Below are 21,785 nucleotides of genomic sequence, written 5' to 3'. Positions count from 1 at the left end.
CTGGGAACGGCGAGCTGACATCCACGAGGCGTTCCTCAAACTCGCCTGCTGCCTCATCACCCACCGACAACTCAGCTCATTGTGTTAGCCGCTGTTAACTGGCACACCTCGTGGAGACCGGAACCGCTTACAGGAGAGACAGCGAGGAGGTACGCGGTGCCGATCACAAACACCCTTGACCTTGAAACGCTCAGCGCCCGAATGGACGCATGGGCCAGCGAGGAGACGACCAAGCGCGGCCGACTCGTTCGCGCATTCCGTAAGAACCTCGGGAACTCTCCCGACCTACAGGCGGCCCGGTTGGCGCTGCTGGTCGGCTACGCCGAGAGCCCCGCATAGACGTTCCGTCACCCTCCCGGAGGGAGCCCCCGTCACTTCCTGGCAGGGGTTTTCTCTGGCCTAATTTCGCGGACTTACGCGGAATGAACCCGTAACCGCTGTCCCTTACGCGGACTTGCGCGGAACCACCCCACCCCTTTAGCGGACTTGAGAGGAATCAAGCCATGACCGAGCCGACTTACAACGGACTTACGCGGAACCGCCCTGCCAATAAGCGGAGTTACGACGCAATCCGCGTGGCTATTCAGCGGGCCGAGTCGCTGGCCTACGACGCAGTACCTACCGGCCCCCCGACAGCGCATGAGGTGCACGCGGCACTAGTGGAAGCGCTGGAAGTAGTTAACGCCGCACTGTTCCCGGTCGGTGGTTGCGCTGGCCCCGAGTGCACAAACCCCGTGCCAGACAAGGGAATCGGCCGTCCGGCCGTCTACTGCTCGCGCCGCTGCAAGGACCGCGCCGCGTACCGCGCACGTAAGGAACGGCTACAGCGGGAGGGCTGAGCCGGTCTCTAATTCTTCTTTCTTTTATGTAGGTGTGACGTTTCTGAATGTAGAAGACACAGTATGCACCGGGAACCGTGGAGAAGTCAGTTAGTCCCAGGGTGACTGTGTCGTCTGCACTGCGAAACGTCACACCTCCCGACCTACCAAGGAGGAACAAATATGGGCTACTACCCGTGGCAGGCGCAGGAAAGTCACTGTGTGATCTGCTCCCGCGCGCTGTCAGACCAACAGGAACGCTACTGCGGGAATGCTTGCCGACAGACACACAAGCGCATCACCGCCATGAACTATGAGCTACTGGCTAAGCGCGAGTGCGATCACTGTAAGCGTGGGTTTTACCCGGACACCAAGATTGGTTCCGGGAGTTGGGTTTTCGGAACAGCTACCGCTCACACTTCCCGCTGTACTCGGCGCGGATTATCGGGTTCGGTATGCCGCCGCTTGAATCGTCAGTTCTGCACTTGCCCGCGCTCCACTGGTCGGCCCGCTGTGCTGAGCGACACCATGCGCTGTCGGGGAGTGAGAATGCTTGAACGGCGTAAATGCAGGCGGGCCGGGTGCGAAAGGATGACGCAACTGAAACCTCGGGGAGGTCAGCGGGCCCACTGCTCGCGAGACTGCCGAGAATTGGAAGTTGCCTTGACCGCCTTTCTGGCCGGTGGCGCAGCGTTCGGGCGGGACATGGCGACGGACGCCCTTCTGTTCGCTGGGCTCAACGCGATGGGGCCCCATGGTCGCGAGGTTCGTAGCGTTCGACTCGCGCTGTACGACGCGTACGGGCGGCCGTGATGACCACCCCCGAACGTTTGGGGGTGGTCAGACGGTTGGCCATATCGAGAATGTTACTATTCAGTAACATGAAGCATCGTCAGCTTGCCATGCGTGCCGCCTGAGCCCCGTGGCCACTCCCTCCCTGGGGGCCGGCTGCGGGGCCATCGCCGTGTCCGGGGCCACCCGCCGGGCGTACGCTCAACCCATGAGCACTGCGGGGCAGAGGGTCAAGGAAGTCCGCAAGCGTCGCGGACTGTCTCAGCGGGAGTTGGCGGATGCGTCGGGGGTGTCGCTCTCGGCTATCCGGAAGCTCGAACAGGGCGAGCGGGAGACGGCGCGGCTAGAGACGCTGCGCAAGTTGGCGCACGCACTCAGGGTGCCCACCATGCGGCTTGCGGGTGGACCGAATCCGGAGGATGCCGACGCGGGGACGGTGGACCGGTGGGCGGCCGTCAGGAGCTCTTTGGAGCGCCCCCCGGTTGTGGCGGGCCTGGACGACGAACCACCGACCGTCAGCGGGGTGCGGGCGGCACTGCGCGAGACAGAGCCCCTGTTTTCGGGGGATCAGTTCGCCGCCCTGTCCGTGATGCTGCCGCCCCTGCTGAGAGACGCCGAAGCACTCGGCCCCGAAGGCCGTAGCGTCCGCGTGCGGCTCTTGCAGCTCGCCGGATGGCTCATGGTCCAGACGCGCCAGTTCAAGGCCGCAGAGACGGCCCTAGAGCGCGCCCTAGATGACTCTGCGGACCGTATGGAGGGTGCAGCCACGGTCAACACGCTGTGCTGGCTGCTGCTGCGTCAGGGGGAGTTGGGCAAGGCATACGACCTCGCGGTGAAGTGGGCCGACGAGATCGAGCCCCGCATGTCCCGCGCGACCCCGGCCGAGCTGTCCTCGTGGGGTTGGATGCTGCTCCGGGTATCCGCTGCGGCCGTCCGGAACTCCCAGCCCGGAGAGGCTGAGGACGCATTGAAGTTCGCCACGGCGGCAGCCGTCGCCCTGGGTCGGGAGTACGCACCGGAGAACGACTTCCTGCGGACGTTCGGGCCAACCACGGTCAAGCTCAAGGCGGCGGAGAACGCTGGGGTCATCGACCGGCCCGACATGGTGTTGCGCATCGCTGATCGCGTTCCCGTGTTCGCCCTCAAGCCCACGAGCAACAACCGCAACCGTCACTTGCTGGACGTGGCCGACGCGTACGCGAAGACAGGCAACTATGCTGACGCTTTTGGGAAGTTGGAACAGATCAACGCCGACTCTCCCGAGTGGCTGCCGAACCAGCGCTACGCCCGTGACATTCTCGGACGGGTGATCAGCGGGCGGCGGACGTTGACAGCGGAGATGCGGGCCATGGCCGACGTGGTGGGTCTGCCCCTGTAGGCGTTGTGGCACTTCTCGCTGGCGGGTATCCAAAGTGCCACAGACAAACGCTAGTTGGCGTTCCAAGGTGGATGCATCGGACCACCGAGGGGACGCCGACTATGGCTCACAGGTCAGACGCAGACCGACAGCGCAGGCGGGATCTTGCCGACGCGTCGTCAGGGATAGAACGCGTATGGGTCCCTGGCCTTGGCGTGCTGGTCAAGGACACCCATCGGGGCATGGTTGGTACGGCTGTCGGCTGGGACGGCCCCACGGGCACGGTGACACTCTCCCCGTTGGACGGCGACGGGGAGCAGTGGGAGACCACCGAGTACAAGCCCCCGAACGAGGTTGACCGGCTCTGCGCCCGCATGATCAAGGCGAGGAGAGATCACGGTCACGGCCCGCTGTCTGGACGGGGGTTGCGGCTGGACGTTGGCAGCGACGGCGGACCTCAAGGCGGCTGATCTTGCACAGATGACCCACACCGGCCGGACGGGTCACCCGACGTTCGCCCGGACCTTCCAGGACGTGGCCCTTGTGCGCCGCCTGGACCTGAACGAGGGGAAGCGGGAGATCCCGCCCCTTCCGGCCGCTGAAGAGTCACAGCACGAGCGCGCGGCCCATTGACCCCTCGCCCGGCTGTGACGCCCTCTCATTCCCGTGAGGCGTGACGGCCGGGTGAGGCGCAAGCGCCCGCCTCGGTGGTGGAAACCCTGGACAGGTCGAGCGGCCGGGGCGGGTCCGCAGAAGCGTGGGCGTGACCCGCACCCCACGACATAGGTTGAGCCAGCATCGCAAGCGCGTCCAACGCTTGCCCTACCGAAAGGGTGCGTATGAAGCGAATCATTGCCCGAGTGTGGAAGCTCATTCGCGGCCCTCTGCAATGGCGCGTCCTGTGGTTCGCTCACGCCAAATTCATGATCGGCGTGACGGGTGTGGTGCGTAACGAGGCGGGGGAAGTCCTGCTTCTTAAGCACCGCATGTGGCCCGCTGACCGGCCATGGGGACTTCCTACCGGTTACGCAATCAAGAGCGAAGAATTCCCGAAGACCATCGTTCGAGAGGTCCGGGAAGAAACCGGTCTTGACGTCGTTCCGGGGCGGCTGGTTCAGGTGACCAGCGGCTACAAGCTCCGCGTAGAGATCGCGTACGAGGCTCTTTGCGTGGGCGGAACTCTCAAGCTAGACAGCTTCGAGATTCTGGAGGCGAAATGGTTCAGCCCGGACGCGCTCCCGGAGGGGATGCAAGAGTCCCACATTCAGCTCATCAAGTCGGGCGCGCCGACTTAACGGAACTCGCGCCGAACGAGTCCGTCAGCGGCGCTAAAGCCATGGCGGCGCTAGCGGCTATGCGTGCCGACGCGTCGCCTCTCTCGGACAGGCACTCGGAGCACATGTTCCGGCCCCTCTCGGAAATGCTCAGTCGGTGGGCGGCCGACGGAATCGACACCACGCTTTTCCATGCTGGCGTCGAAAGGGCCAAGCGCCGGTACGCCGGGTACGGACTGGCGAAGATGCTCCCGCTTGACCGCGTGTTGGTCGGCTGCGATTCCTCCCGCACCGGTGCCTTCGGCGGATTCCACCACCCGGACCAGGGATATCGGCACCTTCAAATGGTGGCGGTCATCACGATGTACGGGCCCATGGAACGTCCGAATCCCGAGCGCCCCGCGCTGGCCCTGCTAGACCTGCTCCGGGCGTACGCCCATGACTGCCTTCACTACGGATCGCGTCGGCGGTACGTGGAAGTTGCAGGCGTGCCCGTCCGCACTCAGTACGGGATCAACTACCGCCGCACAACTGGACAGTCCTACTCGGCCGCCGATCAGCGCGGAACCCCGCACACGCGGAATCTCGGAATCGTCATGGAAGGCGCGTGCGACAAAGAGGCGCGTTCCATCACACGGGAGACGGCCGACCGATTCGGGGTCACGGAGCCCTCAGACGTTCTCGGCGCACTCGCGTTCCGCGACGTGACAGGGAGGCTGACGAAGGAGGACGCGGCGCGCGTGGTGGACGTGCCGGAAAGCGAAGAACAGACCCGGTACGCGGCGGCGCTCAGTGGTTACGAGAGAGGCGTTAACCGGCGGTACTCGCACTTCCTGGAGGAGTTCGCCCCTGGGGAAGAAAGCAAGTGCCACACGCGTCTACTCGCAGCCATCGTCAGCGGCGACGTGACAGCGCTGGGGACGTGGCTGGACGAACGGCACGGCCCCGGAACCTTCGCGGGACTGTTCCGAACGTCGGGGTACTTCGACCCTGGCTTGACCGCCTGAGTGGTCCCCACTGGCCCCGTCGTGCACTCCCTCACGTGGTGTGCGGCGGGGTTCTGTGCTGCTCAGGCGAACGTCACCCGGCACGTATCCCGAGGGGTGTACCTTTCGAGCCAGGTGTACCAGGTGACCCCGACCGCGGAGAGCTGGGCCACCTCCTCGCGGCGCAGTCCGGGCGTGCGGCGGCGCACCCCGCGCGGCAGCCCCACCTGCTCCGGGGTGATCCGCTCGCGGCGGCTGCGCAGGAACGCGGCCAGTTCGTGCCGGCGGATCTCCGCGCCCCGGGCGGGCGGGGCGGACGTCTCCTGCGCCATGCTCGTCATGCCTCCAGTCTGCCGTCGAACGGATCCTGTTGCCGGGTAGTTCCGCTACCAGGATAAGAACACTCTGGTACCCCCCTGAGCGGGGCCGCAGGCTCGGCGTCATGACCGAAACCGTCACGACCCCGATCGTCCGGTCCCCGTCGGCGCCACCGGCGCTCGGCGGCCTGGGACTGTTCACCGTCCTGCTGGCCGCGGCGCTGCCGCTCGTCGACTTCTTCATCGTCAACGTGGCCCTGCCCACCATCGGCAGGGACCTCGCCGCGGGCGAGGCGCTCCTCGAACTGGTCGTCGCCGGGTACGGTCTCGCCTACGCCGTGCTGCTGGTCCTCGGCGGGCGGCTCGGCGACCTGTTCGGCCGCCGGCGGCTCTTCCTCGGCGGCATGGCCGCCTTCGGCCTGACCTCGCTGGCGTGCGGGCTCGCGCAGGGCGCCTGGAGCCTGGTCGCGGCGCGGGTCGCGCAGGGCGCCTCGGCCGCCGCGATGCTCCCGCAGGTGCTCGCCACCATCCAGGCGTCCACCACGGGCGCGCGCCGCGCGAAGGCCATGAGCCTGTACGGCGCCACGGCCGGCCTGTCCATGGTCGCGGGCCAGATCCTCGGCGGGGTGCTGGTCGCCGCCGACATCGCGGGCACCGGCTGGCGCTCGGTGTTCCTGGTCAACGTACCGGTCGTGCTCGTCGGCCTGGTGCTGGCCGCCCGCACCGTCCCGGAGACCCGCTCCCAGCACCCCGAACCCGTCGACGGAGCCGGCACGGTACTGCTCGCGGTGTCCCTGCTGACGCTGCTCGCCCCGCTCACCGAGGGCCGGGCCGCGGGCTGGCCGCTGTGGACATGGCTGTCGCTGGCCGCGTTCCCGTGCGCGGCCTGGGCGTTCGCCGCGGTGGAACGCCGGGCCGACCGCCGGGGCCGTACGCCACTGGTGCCGCCGGGTCTGCTGGCGCTGCCCTCGCTGCGCCGCGGCCTCGTGCTGCTCGTGCCGTTCTCGATCGGCTTCAGCGGCTTCATGTTCGTGATCGCGGTGGCGCTGCAGAGCGGTGCGCGGCTCGGTCCGGTGCAGGCCGGGCTGGCGCTGGCCCCGATGGCGGTGGCGTTCTTCCTTGCGTCCCTGGCCGGACCGCGTCTGGTGGCCCGGCACGGCAGCCGGGTGGTCACCGCGGGCGCGCTGGTGCAGGGGGTCGGGGTGGCGCTGCTCGCGCTGACCGCCTGGCGGGACTGGCCGCACCTGGGCTTCGTGGAACTGCTGCCCGGGGCCGCGGTCGCCGGGGCCGGGCAGGCGCTGCAACTCCCGGTCGTGATGCGGATCGTGCTGTCCGAGGTGCCGACCGCCCGCGCGGGGGTCGGCGGCGGGGTGATGGTCACCACGCAGCAGTCGGCGCTGGCGCTGGGCGTGGCCACGCTGGGCACCCTGTTCCTGTCGCTGGTGCCGCACCAGGGCATGCGCGACGCCCTGGTCATGACGCTCCTGGCACAGCTGGCCGGGGTGGTCCTGACCGGGCTGCTCAGCCTGCGGCTGCCCCGGACGGTGGGCTGAGCGGGGCCGGGCCCGCAGGACACGGCTTGGCCAACTCGCCGTGAAGGACACCCTGTTGATATTGGTCTTCCTGCACACTCCTTGCTGCACGGTCCGCACAGCCCTCCCCGTGGACGGACGCTGGAGACGTCATGCCGCAGAGCAACACCAGCAAGGTGAGCCGTTGGGATCAGCACGGCCGGGAGCACGTGGTCAGGGTGCAGCGCACGGGAGCGCAGCGCACGATCACGTGTGACACCTGCGGCTGGCGGCAAGGGGTGCAGTTTCTGCCCTGGCTGAAGGCAGCCGACCATCTGTCCGAGGCCCACCAGGCAACGGTGGACCCGGCGAACACCCCACCCACCCCCTGACGGTACGCCGTGCGGGGCGGCCGGCCGGGTTTGCTCGTCGGTGTCAGTGTGAAGGTGATCTGAGGCCGCGTAGCAGCAGGTCGACGAGCGCGGCGAACTCGTCCTCGATGCCCGGCCGCTCCCACTCCCGCGCATGGGCGGGATCGTGGAAGCGGCCGGTGGCGTGGAAGACGGCGCGGGCGGCGGTGGCGGGGTCGGCCACGGTGAAGCCGCCGGAGGCGACGCCGTCCTGGACTATGCGGGTCAGCTGGGCGGTCAGGTCGGCGAGGTGCGCGGCGACCGCCCCGCCGTTCTCGTCGGTCAGCACGGTGTAGGTGGCGAACAGTTCGGGGTCCAGGCCCGCCTTGCGGCGCTTGGCGGCGAACAGCGCGGCGAGCCAGTCACGCAGCCGTGCCTCCGGATCGCCCTCCGCGGCGGCGATGCCGGCCAGCAGCTCCGAGGTGCGGTCCAGCCAGCGCTTGGTGACCGCCTCCCGCAGCGCGGCCTTGGTGCGGAAGTGCCGGTAGACGGTGCCATGGCTGACGCCGAGCGCGCGTGCCACGTCCACCACGGTGGCCTTCGCCGGGCCGTGGCGGCGCAGCACCTCCTCGGTGGCCTCAAGGATGCGCTCGCTGGTCAGGGTCTCGCCGGTCGCTGCCATGGCCTAGACCGTACCCGGCCCGGCGCTCACTGCTCGGTGCCGAGGTGTGCCATCTGCGCCGCCGGGTAGCGGGTGCCGGCCGCCGCGTTCGCCGGTACGGCCTGCTCGATCGCCGCCAGGTCGGCCGCCTCCAGCGTCACATCGAGGGCGCCCAGCGACTCGGTCAGCCGCTCCCGGGTGCGGGCGCCGACCAGCGGCACGATGTCCTCGCCGCGCGAGAGCACCCAGGCGATGGCGATCTGCGCGACGCTGACGCCCTTGCGCTCGGCGATCTGCCGCAGCGCCTCGACGAGGTCGAGGTTGTGCCGCAGGTTGTCGCCCTGGAAGCGGGGCGAGTGGGCACGGAAGTCGTTCGCGCCGAGCTGTCGTTCCCGGGTGAAGTGGCCGGAGATCAGGCCGCGCGCGAGCACGCCGTACGCGGTGATGCCGATGCCCAGTTCGCGGGTGGTCGGCAGGATCTCCCGCTCGATGTCCCGGGTGATGATCGCGTACTCGATCTGGAGGTCGGAGATCGGGGCGGTGGCCGCGGCCCGGCGGATGGTCTCGGGGCCGACCTCGCTCAGGCCGACGTGCCGGACGTAGCCCTTCTCGATCAGTTCGGCGATGGCGCCGACGGTCTCCTCGATCGGTACGTCCGGGTCGAGGCGCGCGATGCGGTAAACGTCGATGTGGTCGACGCCGAGGCGCTGGAGCGAGTAGGCGGCGAAGTTCTTCACGGCGGCCGGCCGGCCGTCGTGTCCGTTCCAGTTGCCGCCCGGGTCGCGCAGCGCGCCGAACTTCACGCTGATCAGGGCCTGTTCGCGGCGGGCCGGGGGCGCGGTGCGCAGCGCCTCTCCGATCAGCATCTCGTTGTGGCCCATGCCGTAGAAGTCGCCGGTGTCCAGCAGGGTCACGCCCGCTTCCAGGGCGGCGTGAATGGTGGCGATCGACTCGGCCCGGTCCACCTCACCGTACATCGCGGACATGCCCATGCAGCCGAGGCCGAGGGCCGAGGTCTGGGGGCCGGTGGTGCCGAGGGTTCGGGTGTGCGTCGTCATGCACCCCACCTTGACATGACAGCTGACAGATTTCAATATCTGTCAGCTGTCATCTGACCTCATCCGCCCCTCGGCAACCGTTTTTGGTCCAGACCTCTTGACGAAAGGTCTGGACCACCAGCACTGTCATGCCTACGACACCTCACCGCACCCCCACCGGGAGGCCTCGCATGACCCGCCGTGTCCGCCGCCGACTCCGGCTGCTCGCCGCCGCGCTGACCGCGGCCGTCCTCGTCCCGCTCTCGGTCGCCGCCGCCCCCACCGCGTCCGCGGCCGACACCTGCGCCGTCAAGTCACGCCCGGCCGGGAAGGTCCTCCAGGGCTACTGGGAGAACTGGGACGGCTCCGCCAACGGCGTGCACCCGCCCTTCGGCTGGACCCCCATCACCGACTCCCGCATCCCGGCCCACGGCTACAACGTGATCAACGCGGCCTTCCCGGTCATCCGCTCCGACGGCACCGCGCTGTGGGAGGACGGCATGGACGCCGGCGTGAAGGTGGCCACACCGGCGGAGATGTGCGCGGCCAAGGCGGCCGGCCAGACGATTCTGCTCTCCATCGGCGGCGCGACCGCGGGCATCGACCTCAGCTCGACTGCGGTGGCCGACCGGTTCGTCGCGACGATCGTCCCGATCCTGAAGACCTACAACTTCGACGGCATCGACATCGACATCGAGACCGGCCTGGTCGGCAGCGGCAGCATCGGCCAACTCTCCACGTCCCAGGCCAACCTGATCCGCATCATCGACGGGATCCTGGCCCGGATGCCCTCGAACTTCGGCCTGACCATGGCCCCGGAGACCGCCTATGTCACCGGCGGCAGCGTCACCTACGGCTCGATCTGGGGCGCCTATCTGCCCGTCATCAAGAAGTACGCGGACAACGGGCGCCTGTGGTGGCTCAACATGCAGTACTACAACGGCAGCATGTACGGCTGCTCCGGTGACTCGTACGCGGCGGGCACGGTGGCGGGCTTCACCGCGCAGACCGACTGCCTCAACCGGGGCCTGGTGGTGCAGGGCACGACGATCAAGGTGCCCTACGACAAGCAGGTGCCGGGCCTGCCCGCGCAGTCCGGGGCGGGCGGCGGCTATCTGTCACCGTCGCTGGTCTCCCAGGCGTGGCAGCACTACGGCTCCTCGCTCAAGGGCCTGATGACCTGGTCGATCAACTGGGACGGCGCGAAGAACTGGACCTTCGGCGACAACGTGAAGTCACTCCAGGGCCGTTGACCCCGGCGGGGCCCGGCGGGCACAGGCGAGGTGCGGGGACATCCGGAGACAGGCCGGTCCCCTGAGAAGGCCCGGGGTCGCACCCTGACTCCGGGTCAGGGTGCGACTCGGGGTCGGGCGGGGGTTCTCCCGATGTCGCCGGGGCGTGTGCGGCGGCAGGCTGGGCCCATGAAGATCACCGCTGCCCAGCGCTCCTCGACCGTCCGGCGCGGGGCCGCCGGACTCGCCGCCGCCGCCGTGCTCGCCACGGCGGCCGTCGGTGCGGCCGGGGCCCCCGCGCTCGCCGCCGACCCGCCCGCGGGCCCCGTCCCGACGTTCGACTTCGGCGACTGCCCGGACCTCCCGGCCGGCGCCGACCCGGCCCGGTGGCGCTGCGAAGTCCTCACCGCCACGGGCTCGTTGACCCTCGGCAGCCGGACGATCCCCGACCTGGCGCCGATGACCATCACCCACGCGGAGGGCCCGCTGCCCGACGGCAGCCCCGGTCAGGTCTTCGGCGGTCTGCGCGGCGCCGCGACCGCGGTACCCGGCGGCATCCTCGGGACGCCCGCGGCGGACCACGGCCGAGCGCTCTCGCTCTCCCTGCGGCCGGAGTACGGCGGCCGGTCCGACTTCTACTCCGTCGGCGACAGCCTGGGCCTGTTCACGCTGCGCTTCCGCGCCCTCGGCCTGCTGCTGCCGAAAGGCTGCGCCCTGGGCGGCGACACCCCCGTCGAGTTGCGTCTGAAGCGCACGGGCGGCTCCGAGCGGATCTCCGCGGATCCGCCGGTCATCAGGTTCGGCGCGTACGACGACTCGTTCGGCGTCCCGGCCGCCGACCACTGCGGTCCGCTGGGCCGCGTACTCAACGACCGGCTCGGCCTGCCCGCCCCAACCGGCAACACCATCGCGCTCACCGCGCACTACACCTACAAGCCCTACACCCAACTACCACCCCACTGAGGCCAAGTGGCCGGACTACCACAGGAACGCGATGCTCATGCCGGCCCGCCGCGTCGGCCTGGACGGCCTCGTCCTCAAACGCCGGACGGGCTTAGCGTGCCCGCCCGGCGTTTGCCGGGTGGCGCCCCTCAGTACGGCCCTCGCATCGGTCCCGCCCCGGCGGCGCGGCAACCCCCACGAGAAGGGCCGGGACCCGGCAGTACCTGGAAGCGCGGGCCCGGGACCGCCGGCCCCCGGCACAGCCCGGGGCCGCAAGCAGAAGCCGAAGGGGCAGCCGCCCGGGCGGGGGGCCGGGGGCGCCAGCCCCGCGAGCACGGCCCGAAAGGGCCCAGCCCCACCAGCGTGGGCCTGGGGGCAGCAGCCCCCACGAGCAGAGGTAGAAGGGGGCCGGCCAACGCGCGGGGGCCCGGGGGCGGCAGCCCCCGCGGGCACGGGCCGAAAGGGGCCAGGCCCACCAGCGGGGGCTGGGGGCACCAGCACTCACAAGCACAGCCCAGCCCCGCAACAAGCAGAGGCCGAAGGGGGCCACCCCACCCAGCGGGGGGGCTGGGGGCGGCATCCCCCGGGGGTGGTCTCCCAGAGCGGGGGTGGGCCTCGGAGCGGGGCGGGGCCCAGAGCGGTGCTGGGCCCCCGGCAGGGGCTAGCTGCCCAGGAGGCGGGCCGACAGGTAGGTTTCGATCTGGTCCAGCGACACGCGTTCCTGCTTCATCGAGTCACGCTCGCGGACGGTGACCGCGTTGTCCTCCAGCGTGTCGAAGTCGACCGTCACGCAGTACGGCGTGCCGATCTCGTCCTGGCGCCGGTAGCGGCGGCCGATGGCGCCGGCGTCGTCGAACTCGATGTTCCAGTGCTGGCGCAGCGCCTGGGCGAGGCCCTTGGCCTTCGGGGACAGCTCCGGGTTGCGGGACAGCGGGAGCACGGCGACCTTCACCGGGGCGAGCCGGTGGTCGAGCCGCAGCACCGTGCGCTTCTCCATCTTGCCCTTGGCGTTGGGCGCCTCGTCCTCGACGTACGCGTCGAGCAGGAAGGCGAGCATCGCGCGGCCGACACCGGCCGCCGGCTCGATGACGTACGGCGTCCAGCGCTCGCCGGCCTCCTGGTCGAAGTAGGACAGGTCCTGGCCGGAGGCCTTGGAGTGGGCACCCAGGTCGTAGTCGGTGCGGTTGGCGACGCCCTCAAGCTCGCCCCACTCGTTGCCGCCGAAGTTGAAGCGGTACTCGATGTCGGCCGTGCGCTTGGAGTAGTGGGAGAGCTTCTCCTTCGGGTGCTCGTACCAGCGCATGTTCTCCGTACGCAGGCCGAGGCCCGTGTACCAGCTCCAGCGCTGCTCCATCCAGTACTCCTGCCACTTCTCGTCCTCGCCCGGCTTGACGAAGAACTCCATCTCCATCTGCTCGAACTCGCGGGTGCGGAAGATGAAGTTGCCCGGCGTGATCTCGTTGCGGAACGACTTGCCCATCTGCGCGATGCCGAACGGCGGCTTGCGGCGCGAGGTGGTCTGCACCTGGGCGAAGTTGGTGAAGATGCCCTGGGCGGTCTCCGGGCGCAGATAGGCGACCGAGCCGGAGTCCTGCGTCGGGCCGAGGTGGGTGGACAGCAGGCCGGAGAACTGCTTGGGCTCGGTGAACTGGCCCTTGTTGCCGCAGTTGGGGCAGTTGACGTCCGCGAGGCCGTTCTCGGGCATGCGACCGCGCTTGGCCTCGTACGCCTCCTCCAGATGATCCGCACGGAACCGCTTGTGGCAGGCGGTGCACTCGGTCAGCGGGTCCGTGAAGGTCGCGACGTGGCCGGAGGCCACCCAGACCTCGGGGGCCAGGATGACGGACGAGTCGAGACCGACCACGTCCTCGCGCGACGTCACCATGTAGCGCCACCACTGGCGCTTGATGTTCTCCTTGAGCTCGACACCCAGGGGCCCGTAGTCCCAGGCGGCACGCTGGCCGCCGTAGATCTCACTGCAGGGGAATACGAAGCCACGGCGCTTGCTCAGGCTGACGATGGTGTCGATCTTGTCGGCGGCCACGGTGCTCTCTTCATTACGACGACGGGCGACGAAGCGAGATGCTTCCAGCGAATGCCTCAGGTTACCGGCGCAGGCTCCCCCTCGACCAAATCGGTGGGCCCCTCAGCATCTCCGGGGAGCTTGTTGACAACCGTTTCCATATTTGCTGAAAATGACTGTCATGAACGTACGACGACGCCTGATACCCGCCGCCGCGGCGACCGCGGCCACCGCCCTCGGCATAGCCACCCTCTCCGCCTGCTCCAGCGACAGCGCCGCGGCGGGTGACACCGGCAAGTTCGATGTCGTCGCGTCGTTCTACCCCATGGCCTTCCTCGCCGAGCAGATCGGCGGCGACCACGTCCACGTCACCAGTCTCACCCAGCCCGGCCAGGAACCGCACGACCTGGAGATCAGCGCCAAGCAGACCGCGCAGCTCCAGGAGTCCGACGCGGTGCTCTACCTCAAGAACCTCCAGCCCTCCGTCGACGACGCCGTCGCCCAGTCCCAGATCAAGACGAAGATCGACGCCGCCTCCCTGACCACCCTGGAGGAGCACGGCAACGAGGTCGGCGGGCACGCGGCCGAACACGACGCCCACGAGGGCGAGGAGTCCGGCGGCAAGGACCCGCACATCTGGCTCGACCCGGTGCGCTACGCCGAGGTCGCCGAGGGCGTCGGCACGGCATTCGAGAAGGCCGACCCCGGCCACGCCGCCGACTACAAGAAGAACACCGCGGCCCTGGTCAAGAAGCTCGACGATCTCGACAAGCAGTTCAAGGACGGCCTGGCGAACACGAAGACCAAGGTCTTCATCACCACGCACGCCGCCTTCGGCTACCTCGCCGAGCGCTACGGCCTGACCGAGGAGGCCATCAACGGCCTCGACCCCGAGTCGGAGCCCAGCGCAGCCCGGGTCAAGGACCTTGAGAAGATGGCTAAGGCCGACGGCGTCACCACCGTGTTCTACGAGACGCTCGTCAGCGACAAGACCGCGAAGACCATCGCCCGGGACGCACAGCTGAAGACCGATGTCCTCGACCCGATCGAGGGCATCACGGACCAGTCCCGGGGCGACGACTACCTCTCGGTCCAGGAGGCGAACCTCAAGGCGCTGCAGACCGCCTTGGGCGGCAAGTGATCGTTCCGATCGTTACGGAGGACGGCATGGGCGTCGACGACGTCAAGGACGAGCCCGTCATATCGATGCGCGGCGTACACGCCGAGCTGGGCTCGCGCCCCGTCCTGCGCGGCATCGACCTCACCGTGCACCGCGGTGAGGTCGTCGCGCTGCTCGGCGCGAACGGGTCCGGCAAGTCGACCGCGATCCGCGCCGTCATCGGGCAGGTACCGCTCAGCGCCGGGCAGATCGACCTGTTCGGCACGGACCGGGAGCGGTTCCGGGACTGGCGGCGCGTGGGCTACGTACCGCAGCGGACCACCGCGGCCGGCGGGGTGCCCGCGACGGTCACCGAGATCGTCGCCTCAGGCCGGCTCTCCCGCACCCGGTTCGGACTGTTCGGCCGGGCCGACCGCGCGGCCGTGCACCGCGCCCTGGACCTCGTCGGCATGGCCGACCGGGCGAAGGACTCCGTCAACGCCCTCTCCGGCGGCCAGCACCAGCGGGTCCTGATCGCCCGCGCCCTGGTCGCCGAACCCGAACTGCTGATCATGGACGAGCCGATGGCGGGCGTCGATCTGGCCAGCCAGGAAGTGCTCGCCCGAACGCTCCGCGACCAGGTCGCACAGGGCACCACGGTCCTGCTGGTGCTCCACGAACTCGGCCCGCTGGAGCCCCTGATCGACCGGGCGGTCGTCCTGCGCGACGGCTGCGTACTGCACGACGGCCCGCCGCCCCGGGCCGTCGGCCAGCACGCCCTGCCCGGCCACGACCATGTGCACCCGCACGCACCCGCGGGCGCCGATCCGATCCGCACGGGACTGCTGAGCTGATGGACTTCCTCGACTACGCCTTCATGCAGCGGGCCCTGCTCGCCGCCGTCCTGGTCGGCATCACCGCCCCCGCCATCGGCATCTACCTCGTCCAGCGCCGCCAGGCCCTGATGGGCGACGGCATCGGCCACGTCGCGATGACGGGCGTCGGCCTCGGCTTCCTGCTGTCCACCTCGCCGGTGTGGATGGCCACCGCCGTCTCCGTGCTCGGCGCGGTCCTCATGGAGCTGATCCGCTGGTACGGCCGCACCCGCGGCGACATCGCCCTCGCCATGCTCTTCTACGGCGGCATGGCCGGTGGTGTCATGTTCATCAACCTCGCGCCGACGGGCTCCACGGCGAACCTGACGTCGTACCTGTTCGGCTCGCTGTCGACCGTGTCGCAGTCCGACGTCACGGCGATCTGTGTGCTGGCCGCGTTCGTGGTCCTGGTCACCCTGGGGCTGCGCCGCCAGCTGTTCGCGGTCAGCCAGGACGAGGAGTTCGCCCGGGTCACGGGGCTGCCGGTGCGGGCGCTGAACCTGCTGACGGCGATCACCGCGGCGGTGACCGTGACCGTCGCCATGCGCGTGGTCGGGCTGCTGCTGGTGAGCGCGCTGATGGTGGTCCCGGTGGCCGCCGCCCAGCAACTCAGCCGGAGTTTCGCGGCCACCTTCGCGATCGCCGTCGCCCTCGGCGTCACCGTGACGATCGGCGGCACGATCACGTCGTACTACCAGGACGTGCCGCCGGGCGCGACCATCGTGCTGCTGACGATCGCCGCGTTCATGCTGCTGACGGCGCTGGCCACGCCGCTGGCCCGGCGCCGCGCCCGGGCGCTCGCCGCCGCGCAGCCTCCCGGGGACCCCGCGGAGTGCTCGATTCCGGTCACCCGGGGGGCCGGCGACGAAGTCGGCGTCTGACTGCGCACGGGCCGGACTGGCACAATGGCCCGGCAGACGCAGAACTGTGAGGAGGCAACCGGTGACGACCGCTGGACCGCCCGTGAAGGGCCGCTCGACCCGTCAGCGGGCCGCCGTCGCGGCGGCCCTGAACGAGGTCGACGAGTTCCGCAGCGCGCAAGAACTCCACGACATGCTGAAGCACAAGGGCGACTCGGTCGGCCTGACCACGGTCTACCGCACCCTCCAGTCCCTCGCCGACGCCGGTGAGGTCGACGTCCTGCGCACCTCCGACGGCGAGTCGGTCTACCGCCGCTGCTCCAGCGGCGAACACCACCACCACCTCGTGTGCCGTACCTGCGGCAAGGCGGTCGAGGTGGAAGGGCCCGCGGTGGAGAAGTGGGCGGAGGCGATCGCGGCGGAGCACGGGTTTGTGAATGTGGCGCATACGGTGGAGGTTTTTGGGACCTGTGCGGAGTGCGCCGCTGGTTGAGCGGGTGGGGGTCGCGCCGTTTCGGGTGCGGGATTGTTGCCGGGTGCGGGTCGGTGGGGGCTGATCGCGCAGTTCCCCGCGCCTCTTAGGGGGTTGCAGCCATCCGCGCTTGCAAGCCCAGCAGGCGGCTCCGGCCTTGCAGGCTTGGCCAGCCGCAGCCGACCCAGGGGCGCGGGGAACTGCGCGATCGGCCACGACACGCCCGCACCTGACCCCAAACCGCAAACCCAACGGCGATCACCCGCGGCGGATCAGGGCCGACTCTGCGGGCTTGGCCAGCCGCAGCCGACCCAGGGGCGCGGGGAACTGCGCGATCGGCCACGACACGCCCGCACCTGACCCCGGACCGCAAGCCCGACGGCACTCGTCCGAGGGGGATGTCAGGGAGTGGGGTGGTTGGGCTTCGTGGTCAGTTGTTGTTCGTTGGGGATCGCGCCGCCGAAGCGCCGGTCGCGGGAGGCGAACTCGACGCAGGCTCGCCACAGGTGACGGCGGTCGAAGTCGGGCCACAGCACGTCCTGGAAGACCATCTCGGCGTAGGCGCTCTGCCAGATCAGGTAGTTGGAGGTGCGCTGCTCGCCGCTCGGGCGCAGGAACAGGTCGACGTCCGGCATGTCCGGGTAGTAGAGGTACTTCTGGATGGTCTTCTCGGTGACCTTGGCGGGGTCGAGCCGACCGGCCCGCACATCCTCGGCCAGCGCCCGCGCCGCGTCGGCCAGCTCGGCCCGGCCGCCGTAGTTCATGCAGAAGTACAGCGTGAGCAGGTCGTTGCCCTTGGTCTGTTCCTGGGCGACCTGGAGTTCCTTGGCGACCGACTTCCACAGCCGGGGCATGCGGCCCGCCCAGCGCACCCGGATGCCGAGGGCGTCGAGTTCGTCGCGGGTCTTGCGGATGAAGTCGCGGTTGAAGTTCATCAGGAAGCGGACCTCGTCCGGCGAGCGCTTCCAGTTCTCGGTGGAGAAGGCGTACAGGGAGATGTTGCGGACGCCGATCTCGACCGCGCCCTGGAGCACGTCCAGCACCCGCTCCGCGCCGACCTTGTGCCCCTCGGTCCGGGGCAGCCCGCGCTCCTTGGCCCAGCGCCCGTTGCCGTCCATGACGATGGCCACGTGTTCGGGGACCAGTTCGCCGGGGAGCTTCGGCGCGCGGGCACCGGACGGGTGCGGCTCCGGCGCCTTGTACTCGCGCCGCTGGCGCCCCAGGATCCCGCGTACGACCATGTGCTTCTCGTCTCCCTACTACGGTGTCCGCACCGCCGGCGCCGACGCCGTGCCTATGACTTTTCCACGTACCGGAGTGAGCGCAGCCCGCGCTCCAGGTGCCAGTGCAGGTAGGCCGACACCAGCCCGTTCCCCTCCCGGACGTGCCGCGGCTCGGACGCGTCCGCGGTCTCCCAGTCTCCCGTAAGCAGCGCGCCGAGGAGGACGAGGGCCTGCGGCGAGGGTACGACGCTGCCGGGCACCCGGCAGTCAGCGCACAGGGAACCGCCGGACGCGACCGAGAAGAACCGGTTCGGCCCGGACATACCGCACTTCGCGCAGTCGCCGAAGCTGGGGGCGTAGCCGTTGACGGCGAGGGAGCGCAGCAGGAAGGCGTCCAGGACGAGGTGGGGCGCGTGCTCACCGCGGGCGAGCGTGCGCAGCGCACCGACGAGCAGCAGATACTGCTGCACGGCGGGCTCACCCTCGTGGTCGGTGAACCGCTCGGCCGTCTCCAGCATCGCCGTCCCGGCGGTGTAGCGGGCGTAGTCGGTGACGATCCCGCCACCGTAGGGTGCGATGCTCTCACTCTGTGTGCACAGCGGGAGCCCGCGGCCGACGAGTTCGCTGCCGCGCGCGAAGAACTGCACATCGACGTGGGAGAACGGCTCCAGCCTGGCCCCGAACTTGGATTTCGTCCGCCGTACGCCCCGGGCCACGGCCCGCACCCGTCCGTGGCCGCGCGTGAGCAGCGAGATGATCCGGTCCGCCTCGCCCAGCTTCTGGGTGCGCAGCACGATGCCGTCGTCGCGGAACAGAGTCATGCGCCCATTCTCCCGCACGCGGTGGGTGCGGGCGGTCGGGGTGACGATGACGACGCATCACGCCGTGTACTGGTAGCCGGCGCTGCTGGAGCCGCCCGGGGTGTGGACGGTGACGGCGACGGTGCCGGGGGTGCCGCCGGGCGCGACGGCCACCACATTGGTGTCGGAGACGGTGACGAACTCGGCGGGAGTGCCGCCGACCGTGACGCCGTCGGTGTGCGTCAGGTTGCTGCCGGTGATGGTGATGCTGTTTCCGCCGGTGGCCGGCCCCTGGTTGGGGCTGAGACTGGTGACGACCGGCTGTGCGACGTAGGTGAAGTAGGGATCGCCGACCCCGGGAAGGCTCGTGCCGCCCGGCGTGGTGACGGTGACACTGACGGTTCCGGAACCGAACGGGGCCGGGGCGGTGATCTGGCCGTCCGAGACGACGCTGACGCCGGAGGCCGTGCGCGAGCCGAAGCGTACGGCGCTGGCGAGGGTCAGATTGCTGCCCGTGATGGTCACCGTGGTGCCGCCCAGGGTCGACCCCAGGGCCGGGAAGACGCTGCCCACGGTCGGCAGGGCGACGTAGAAGTAGGCCACCGGGGTGCTGCTGCCTCCGTTCGTGGTGACGGTGAGGCTGACGGCACCCGCCGGGCCGGCGGGCGCCTGGACGGTCATCTGGGTACCGGTGTTGCCGGTGACGGTGGCGCTGTGGCTGCCGAACATGACGGTGGCGCCGGAGAGTGCGGTGCCCGTGAGGGTGACGCTGTTCCCGCCGGCGGCAGGGCCCTGGGACGGGGTGATCGAGCTGATGACCGGGGCGGGCAGGTAGGTGAAGGTCACGCTATTGCTGGTGCCGGAGGGGCTGGTGACGGTGACGGCGGTCGTGCCCGAACCGGCGGGGGTCGTGCAGGAGATGGTGGTGTCGCTGAGCGTGCTGAACTGTGCCGGGTTCGTTCCGAACCTGACCGCCGTCGCGCCGGTGAAGCCGCTGCCGGTGAGCGTGACGGGCGTACCGCCCGCGGCCGGTCCCTGGGCGGGGCTGAGGCCGGTGATGGTCGGCGCCATGGGTGCTCCTTTCCACGTACCGGAGCGAGGACGCCGTGCCCCGGCCAGATGTTGGTCGGGGCACGGCGGTCCGGTGCGCTCCCGAGAACGTGCCCAGGGCGGCCGTCGCGAAGGCAAGGGGCGATCGGCGGCCCTGGGCGGGTGGGGGTCAGGCGCCGGTGAACACGTCGCCGGCGACGATGGCGCTGGTGCCGCCGGGGGTGATGACCTGAAGGTCGTAGGTGGTGCCCGCGGTGAGGCCGGCGGGGACGACGACGATCAGCTGGGTTTCGGAGACGGAGGTGAAGCTGTCCGCCGAGATCGCGGCGCCTCCGGCGGTCGGCGTGAAGGTCGCGTCGACGACGGTGTCGAGGCACGTGCCCGTGACGGTGACGTTCGTTCCGGCCGGCCCGGTGGCCGGGCTGAGGCTGGTCACGGCGGGAGCGTTGTAGTAGACGAACTGGTCGGCGACGCTCGTGGTGCTGCTTCCGCCCGGGGTGGCGACGGTGACGTCGACGGTGTCCTGGCAGCCGGTGAAGGCGCCGTGCGTGGGCGCGGTGACGGTGATCTCGCTGTCGTTGACCACGGTCAGTGCAGTGCCCGCACCGACGGCGCCGAAGGTCACCGCCGTGGCGTTCAGGAAGCCGCTGCCGTTGACGGTGACGGTGCCGGGGCTGGCCGGGCCCGTGCTGGGCGCCACGGCCGCGACGGCCGGGGTGGCGGCGTAGAAGAACGGCAGGGAGTTGGTGGTCGACGTGCCGGCCGTGACGTTGATGTTGTACTGCCCGGCACACAGCGACGGGATGGTGCAGGTGATCTGCGTACCGCTGACGACGGTCGCGGGGGCCGACTTGTTGCCGAAGTTCACCCTGGTGGCAGTCGACAGGGCGGTTCCGTTGATCGTCATGAGCTGCCCGGCGGAGCCGGGGTTGCCCGTGCTGATCGAGGTGATGGTTGCCATGATGGTTCCTTTCGCGGTTGGCCGCGTGAGCGGGCGGCGATGGCGTTGGCCGAACGGTCTTGTCAGCCACGGGTGTTCGGGCGGACAGGGCATGCCAGGGCACGCCGGCCCGTCCGGGGCGGTTGAACGATGCGGTGCCCGGCGTCGGCGCATGCTCGTGCGGGCCGGGTCGTATGCGGGGCAGATGCGCGGAGCGGGGGCGGTAAGTGCCCCCGTGCATGACTTCCGCGGCCCCAACGGAATTGCGGCTCGTCCCGAGCCGGTTCAACGGTGAGGATGTGACGAGGAAGGAAGAGGGGAGGCGCCGAAGGCGCGGTGTCCCGCTGACGGCTCCGAAGAGGGAGCGGGATGGCCCGAGCGCCGGGGCGGATGACTCAGTCAACCTGACAAAACTCAGTAATCCATCTGAGTGACCGTCACCGCAAGAGCATGGCAACCGATTCGCTCATTCGGAGCAGCGCACGGCCGTCGGCTGCCACAGGCGTACCACCTGCGCGAACGGCCCGAAAAAATGCTCCGGCGCACCGAAGTCCGAAAATACTACTGCGTTTCACGATGTCCGACCGAGCGCAAAAAGCGGTCCGTGCCGCCCACCGGACAGGCGGGGCGGCACGGACCGCTTGCTCTTCTGTTCTTCGTTCGGGATCAGCTGGATCAGATCGGCTGGCAGAGCGACACGACGTTGACGGTCGCGGGGTCGACGCCGGGGTTGGTGACGGTGATGGTCCAGGCGGTACCGGGAGTGCTCGTGAGCGTCTGCACCTGACCCGACCCCGACACCTGGGTCTCCCCGCCGCTGACGGCGATGAAGGACCCGAGGGTGCTGCAGTCACCTCCCTGGAGCGTCATCGTGCCGCCGGCGGGGATCGTCTGCGGGTTCAAGGGCGAGTTCAGCGCCTGGGTCTGCGTGGTGCCGGCGGGGCCCGTCGGACCGGTGGGACCGGTGGGACCGGCGACACCGTCAGACCCCGTGGGACCCGTCGGACCCGTGGCACCCACAACGCCGTCAGCACCCGTCGGACCGGTGGGACCCGTCGCACCGTTCAAACCGGTCTCGCCCGTGGGACCGGTCGGGCCCGTCACGCCATCGGCGCCCGTGGGGCCGGTCGCACCCGTCGCACCGTTGAGACCGGCGGCACCCGTCG

The 21,785-nt window shown here is 69.7% G+C and carries 21 protein-coding genes and 2 pseudogenes; 14 read left to right on the top strand and 9 right to left on the bottom strand.

From position 1 onward, the window contains the following. The 6 genes and pseudogenes from ACFYTE_RS20880 to ACFYTE_RS20855 form a co-directional block, all read left to right on the top strand. Nucleotides 1-88, top strand: a pseudogene (locus ACFYTE_RS20880) (IS5/IS1182 family transposase); the annotation flags it as partial. Between the two features lie 68 nt (nt 89-156). After that, nucleotides 157-339 (top strand): hypothetical protein, encoded by a 183-nt coding sequence (locus tag ACFYTE_RS20875; protein WP_388712252.1) that lies wholly within the window; start codon nt 157-159, stop codon nt 337-339. A gap of 1,479 nt (nt 340-1,818) precedes the next feature. Then, nucleotides 1,819-2,988 (top strand): helix-turn-helix domain-containing protein, encoded by a 1,170-nt coding sequence (locus ACFYTE_RS20870; RefSeq protein ID WP_388712249.1) that lies wholly within the window; start codon nt 1,819-1,821, stop codon nt 2,986-2,988. Between the two features lie 459 nt (nt 2,989-3,447). Beyond that, complete coding sequence (locus tag ACFYTE_RS20865) at nt 3,448-3,600, top strand: hypothetical protein (RefSeq protein WP_388712246.1); 153 nt, start codon at nt 3,448-3,450, stop codon at nt 3,598-3,600. 206 nt (nt 3,601-3,806) lie between these two features. Beyond that, a complete protein-coding gene (locus tag ACFYTE_RS20860) occupies nt 3,807-4,262 on the top strand; it encodes an NUDIX domain-containing protein (RefSeq protein ID WP_388712243.1) in 456 nt (151 codons plus the stop codon). 59 nt (nt 4,263-4,321) lie between these two features. Then, complete coding sequence (locus ACFYTE_RS20855; protein WP_388712240.1) at nt 4,322-5,248, top strand: hypothetical protein; 927 nt, start codon at nt 4,322-4,324, stop codon at nt 5,246-5,248. 101 nt (nt 5,249-5,349) lie between these two features. Here ACFYTE_RS20855 and ACFYTE_RS20850 read toward each other — a convergent pair. Further along, a pseudogene (locus ACFYTE_RS20850) lies at nt 5,350-5,568 on the bottom strand (XRE family transcriptional regulator); the annotation flags it as partial. 101 nt (nt 5,569-5,669) lie between these two features. On the opposite strand from ACFYTE_RS20850, the gene ACFYTE_RS20845 reads away from it, so the two are divergent. Both ACFYTE_RS20845 and ACFYTE_RS20840 read left to right on the top strand, forming a co-directional pair. Further along, the gene (locus ACFYTE_RS20845) at nt 5,670-7,097 is read left to right on the top strand and encodes an MFS transporter (protein ID WP_388712237.1); all 1,428 of its coding nucleotides are present in this window, start codon (nt 5,670-5,672) and stop codon (nt 7,095-7,097) included. Nucleotides 7,098-7,228: 131 nt separating this feature from the next. Further along, nucleotides 7,229-7,447: a hypothetical protein gene (locus ACFYTE_RS20840; RefSeq protein ID WP_388712234.1), complete on the top strand. Its 219-nt coding sequence runs from the start codon at nt 7,229-7,231 to the stop codon at nt 7,445-7,447. A gap of 43 nt (nt 7,448-7,490) precedes the next feature. Here ACFYTE_RS20840 and ACFYTE_RS20835 read toward each other — a convergent pair whose 3' ends face one another. Further along, nucleotides 7,491-8,087 (bottom strand): TetR family transcriptional regulator, encoded by a 597-nt coding sequence (locus ACFYTE_RS20835; protein ID WP_388712232.1) that lies wholly within the window; start codon nt 8,085-8,087, stop codon nt 7,491-7,493. Between the two features lie 26 nt (nt 8,088-8,113). Then, nucleotides 8,114-9,124: an aldo/keto reductase gene (locus tag ACFYTE_RS20830; protein WP_388712229.1), complete on the bottom strand. Its 1,011-nt coding sequence runs from the start codon at nt 9,122-9,124 to the stop codon at nt 8,114-8,116. A gap of 170 nt (nt 9,125-9,294) precedes the next feature. On the opposite strand from ACFYTE_RS20830, the gene ACFYTE_RS20825 reads away from it, so the two are divergent. Then, nucleotides 9,295-10,356, top strand: a complete 1,062-nt coding sequence (locus ACFYTE_RS20825) for a chitinase (RefSeq protein ID WP_388712226.1) — start codon at nt 9,295-9,297, stop codon at nt 10,354-10,356. 168 nt (nt 10,357-10,524) lie between these two features. Continuing rightward, nucleotides 10,525-11,298, top strand: a complete 774-nt coding sequence (locus ACFYTE_RS20820; protein WP_388712223.1) for a hypothetical protein — start codon at nt 10,525-10,527, stop codon at nt 11,296-11,298. Between the two features lie 640 nt (nt 11,299-11,938). Here ACFYTE_RS20820 and ACFYTE_RS20815 read toward each other — a convergent pair. Continuing rightward, nucleotides 11,939-13,321 carry a glycine--tRNA ligase gene (locus ACFYTE_RS20815; RefSeq protein WP_388712220.1) on the bottom strand — a complete coding sequence of 461 codons (1,383 nt, stop codon included), beginning with the start codon at nt 13,319-13,321 and terminating at the stop codon, nt 11,939-11,941. A gap of 160 nt (nt 13,322-13,481) precedes the next feature. Here ACFYTE_RS20815 and ACFYTE_RS20810 point away from each other — a divergent pair, with 160 nt between their 5' ends. The 4 genes from ACFYTE_RS20810 to ACFYTE_RS20795 all read left to right on the top strand — a co-directional run bounded on the left by ACFYTE_RS20810 (nt 13,482) and on the right by ACFYTE_RS20795 (nt 16,627). Further along, nucleotides 13,482-14,441 (top strand): metal ABC transporter substrate-binding protein, encoded by a 960-nt coding sequence (locus tag ACFYTE_RS20810; protein ID WP_388712217.1) that lies wholly within the window; start codon nt 13,482-13,484, stop codon nt 14,439-14,441. Between the two features lie 26 nt (nt 14,442-14,467). Beyond that, a complete protein-coding gene (locus tag ACFYTE_RS20805; protein WP_388712214.1) occupies nt 14,468-15,253 on the top strand; it encodes a metal ABC transporter ATP-binding protein in 786 nt (261 codons plus the stop codon). After that, nucleotides 15,253-16,155: a metal ABC transporter permease gene (locus ACFYTE_RS20800; protein ID WP_388712211.1), complete on the top strand. Its 903-nt coding sequence runs from the start codon at nt 15,253-15,255 to the stop codon at nt 16,153-16,155. The genes ACFYTE_RS20805 and ACFYTE_RS20800 overlap by 1 nt, the downstream gene beginning before the upstream one ends. A 61-nt stretch (nt 16,156-16,216) precedes the next feature. Beyond that, nucleotides 16,217-16,627 (top strand): Fur family transcriptional regulator, encoded by a 411-nt coding sequence (locus ACFYTE_RS20795; protein ID WP_388712208.1) that lies wholly within the window; start codon nt 16,217-16,219, stop codon nt 16,625-16,627. Between the two features lie 380 nt (nt 16,628-17,007). Here the strand turns inward: ACFYTE_RS20795 and ACFYTE_RS20790 are convergent, their stop codons facing one another. The 5 genes from ACFYTE_RS20790 to ACFYTE_RS20770 form a co-directional block, all read right to left on the bottom strand. Beyond that, entirely contained in the window at nt 17,008-17,847 is an 840-nt protein-coding gene (locus ACFYTE_RS20790; protein ID WP_388712206.1) for an isoprenyl transferase, read from the bottom strand. A gap of 53 nt (nt 17,848-17,900) precedes the next feature. Then, on the bottom strand, nt 17,901-18,650 hold the full coding sequence (recO, locus tag ACFYTE_RS20785; protein ID WP_388712203.1) for a DNA repair protein RecO: 750 nt from the start codon (nt 18,648-18,650) through the stop codon (nt 17,901-17,903). A gap of 57 nt (nt 18,651-18,707) precedes the next feature. Continuing rightward, nucleotides 18,708-19,700: an IPT/TIG domain-containing protein gene (locus ACFYTE_RS20780; RefSeq protein WP_388712200.1), complete on the bottom strand. Its 993-nt coding sequence runs from the start codon at nt 19,698-19,700 to the stop codon at nt 18,708-18,710. A 148-nt stretch (nt 19,701-19,848) separates the two neighbouring features. Beyond that, complete coding sequence (locus tag ACFYTE_RS20775) at nt 19,849-20,640, bottom strand: IPT/TIG domain-containing protein (protein WP_388712196.1); 792 nt, start codon at nt 20,638-20,640, stop codon at nt 19,849-19,851. A gap of 654 nt (nt 20,641-21,294) precedes the next feature. After that, nucleotides 21,295-21,522, bottom strand: coding sequence for a hypothetical protein (locus tag ACFYTE_RS20770; protein ID WP_388712193.1), 228 nt, complete (start codon nt 21,520-21,522; stop codon nt 21,295-21,297). Nucleotides 21,523-21,785 lie beyond the last annotated feature (263 nt).

This window comes from Streptomyces sp. NPDC004629 (assembly GCF_042873595.1).
Lineage (GTDB): Bacteria > Actinomycetota > Actinomycetes > Streptomycetales > Streptomycetaceae > Streptomyces.
Note: the sequence above shows the minus strand (reverse complement) of the source record. Positions and strands in the feature narration are given on the sequence as shown.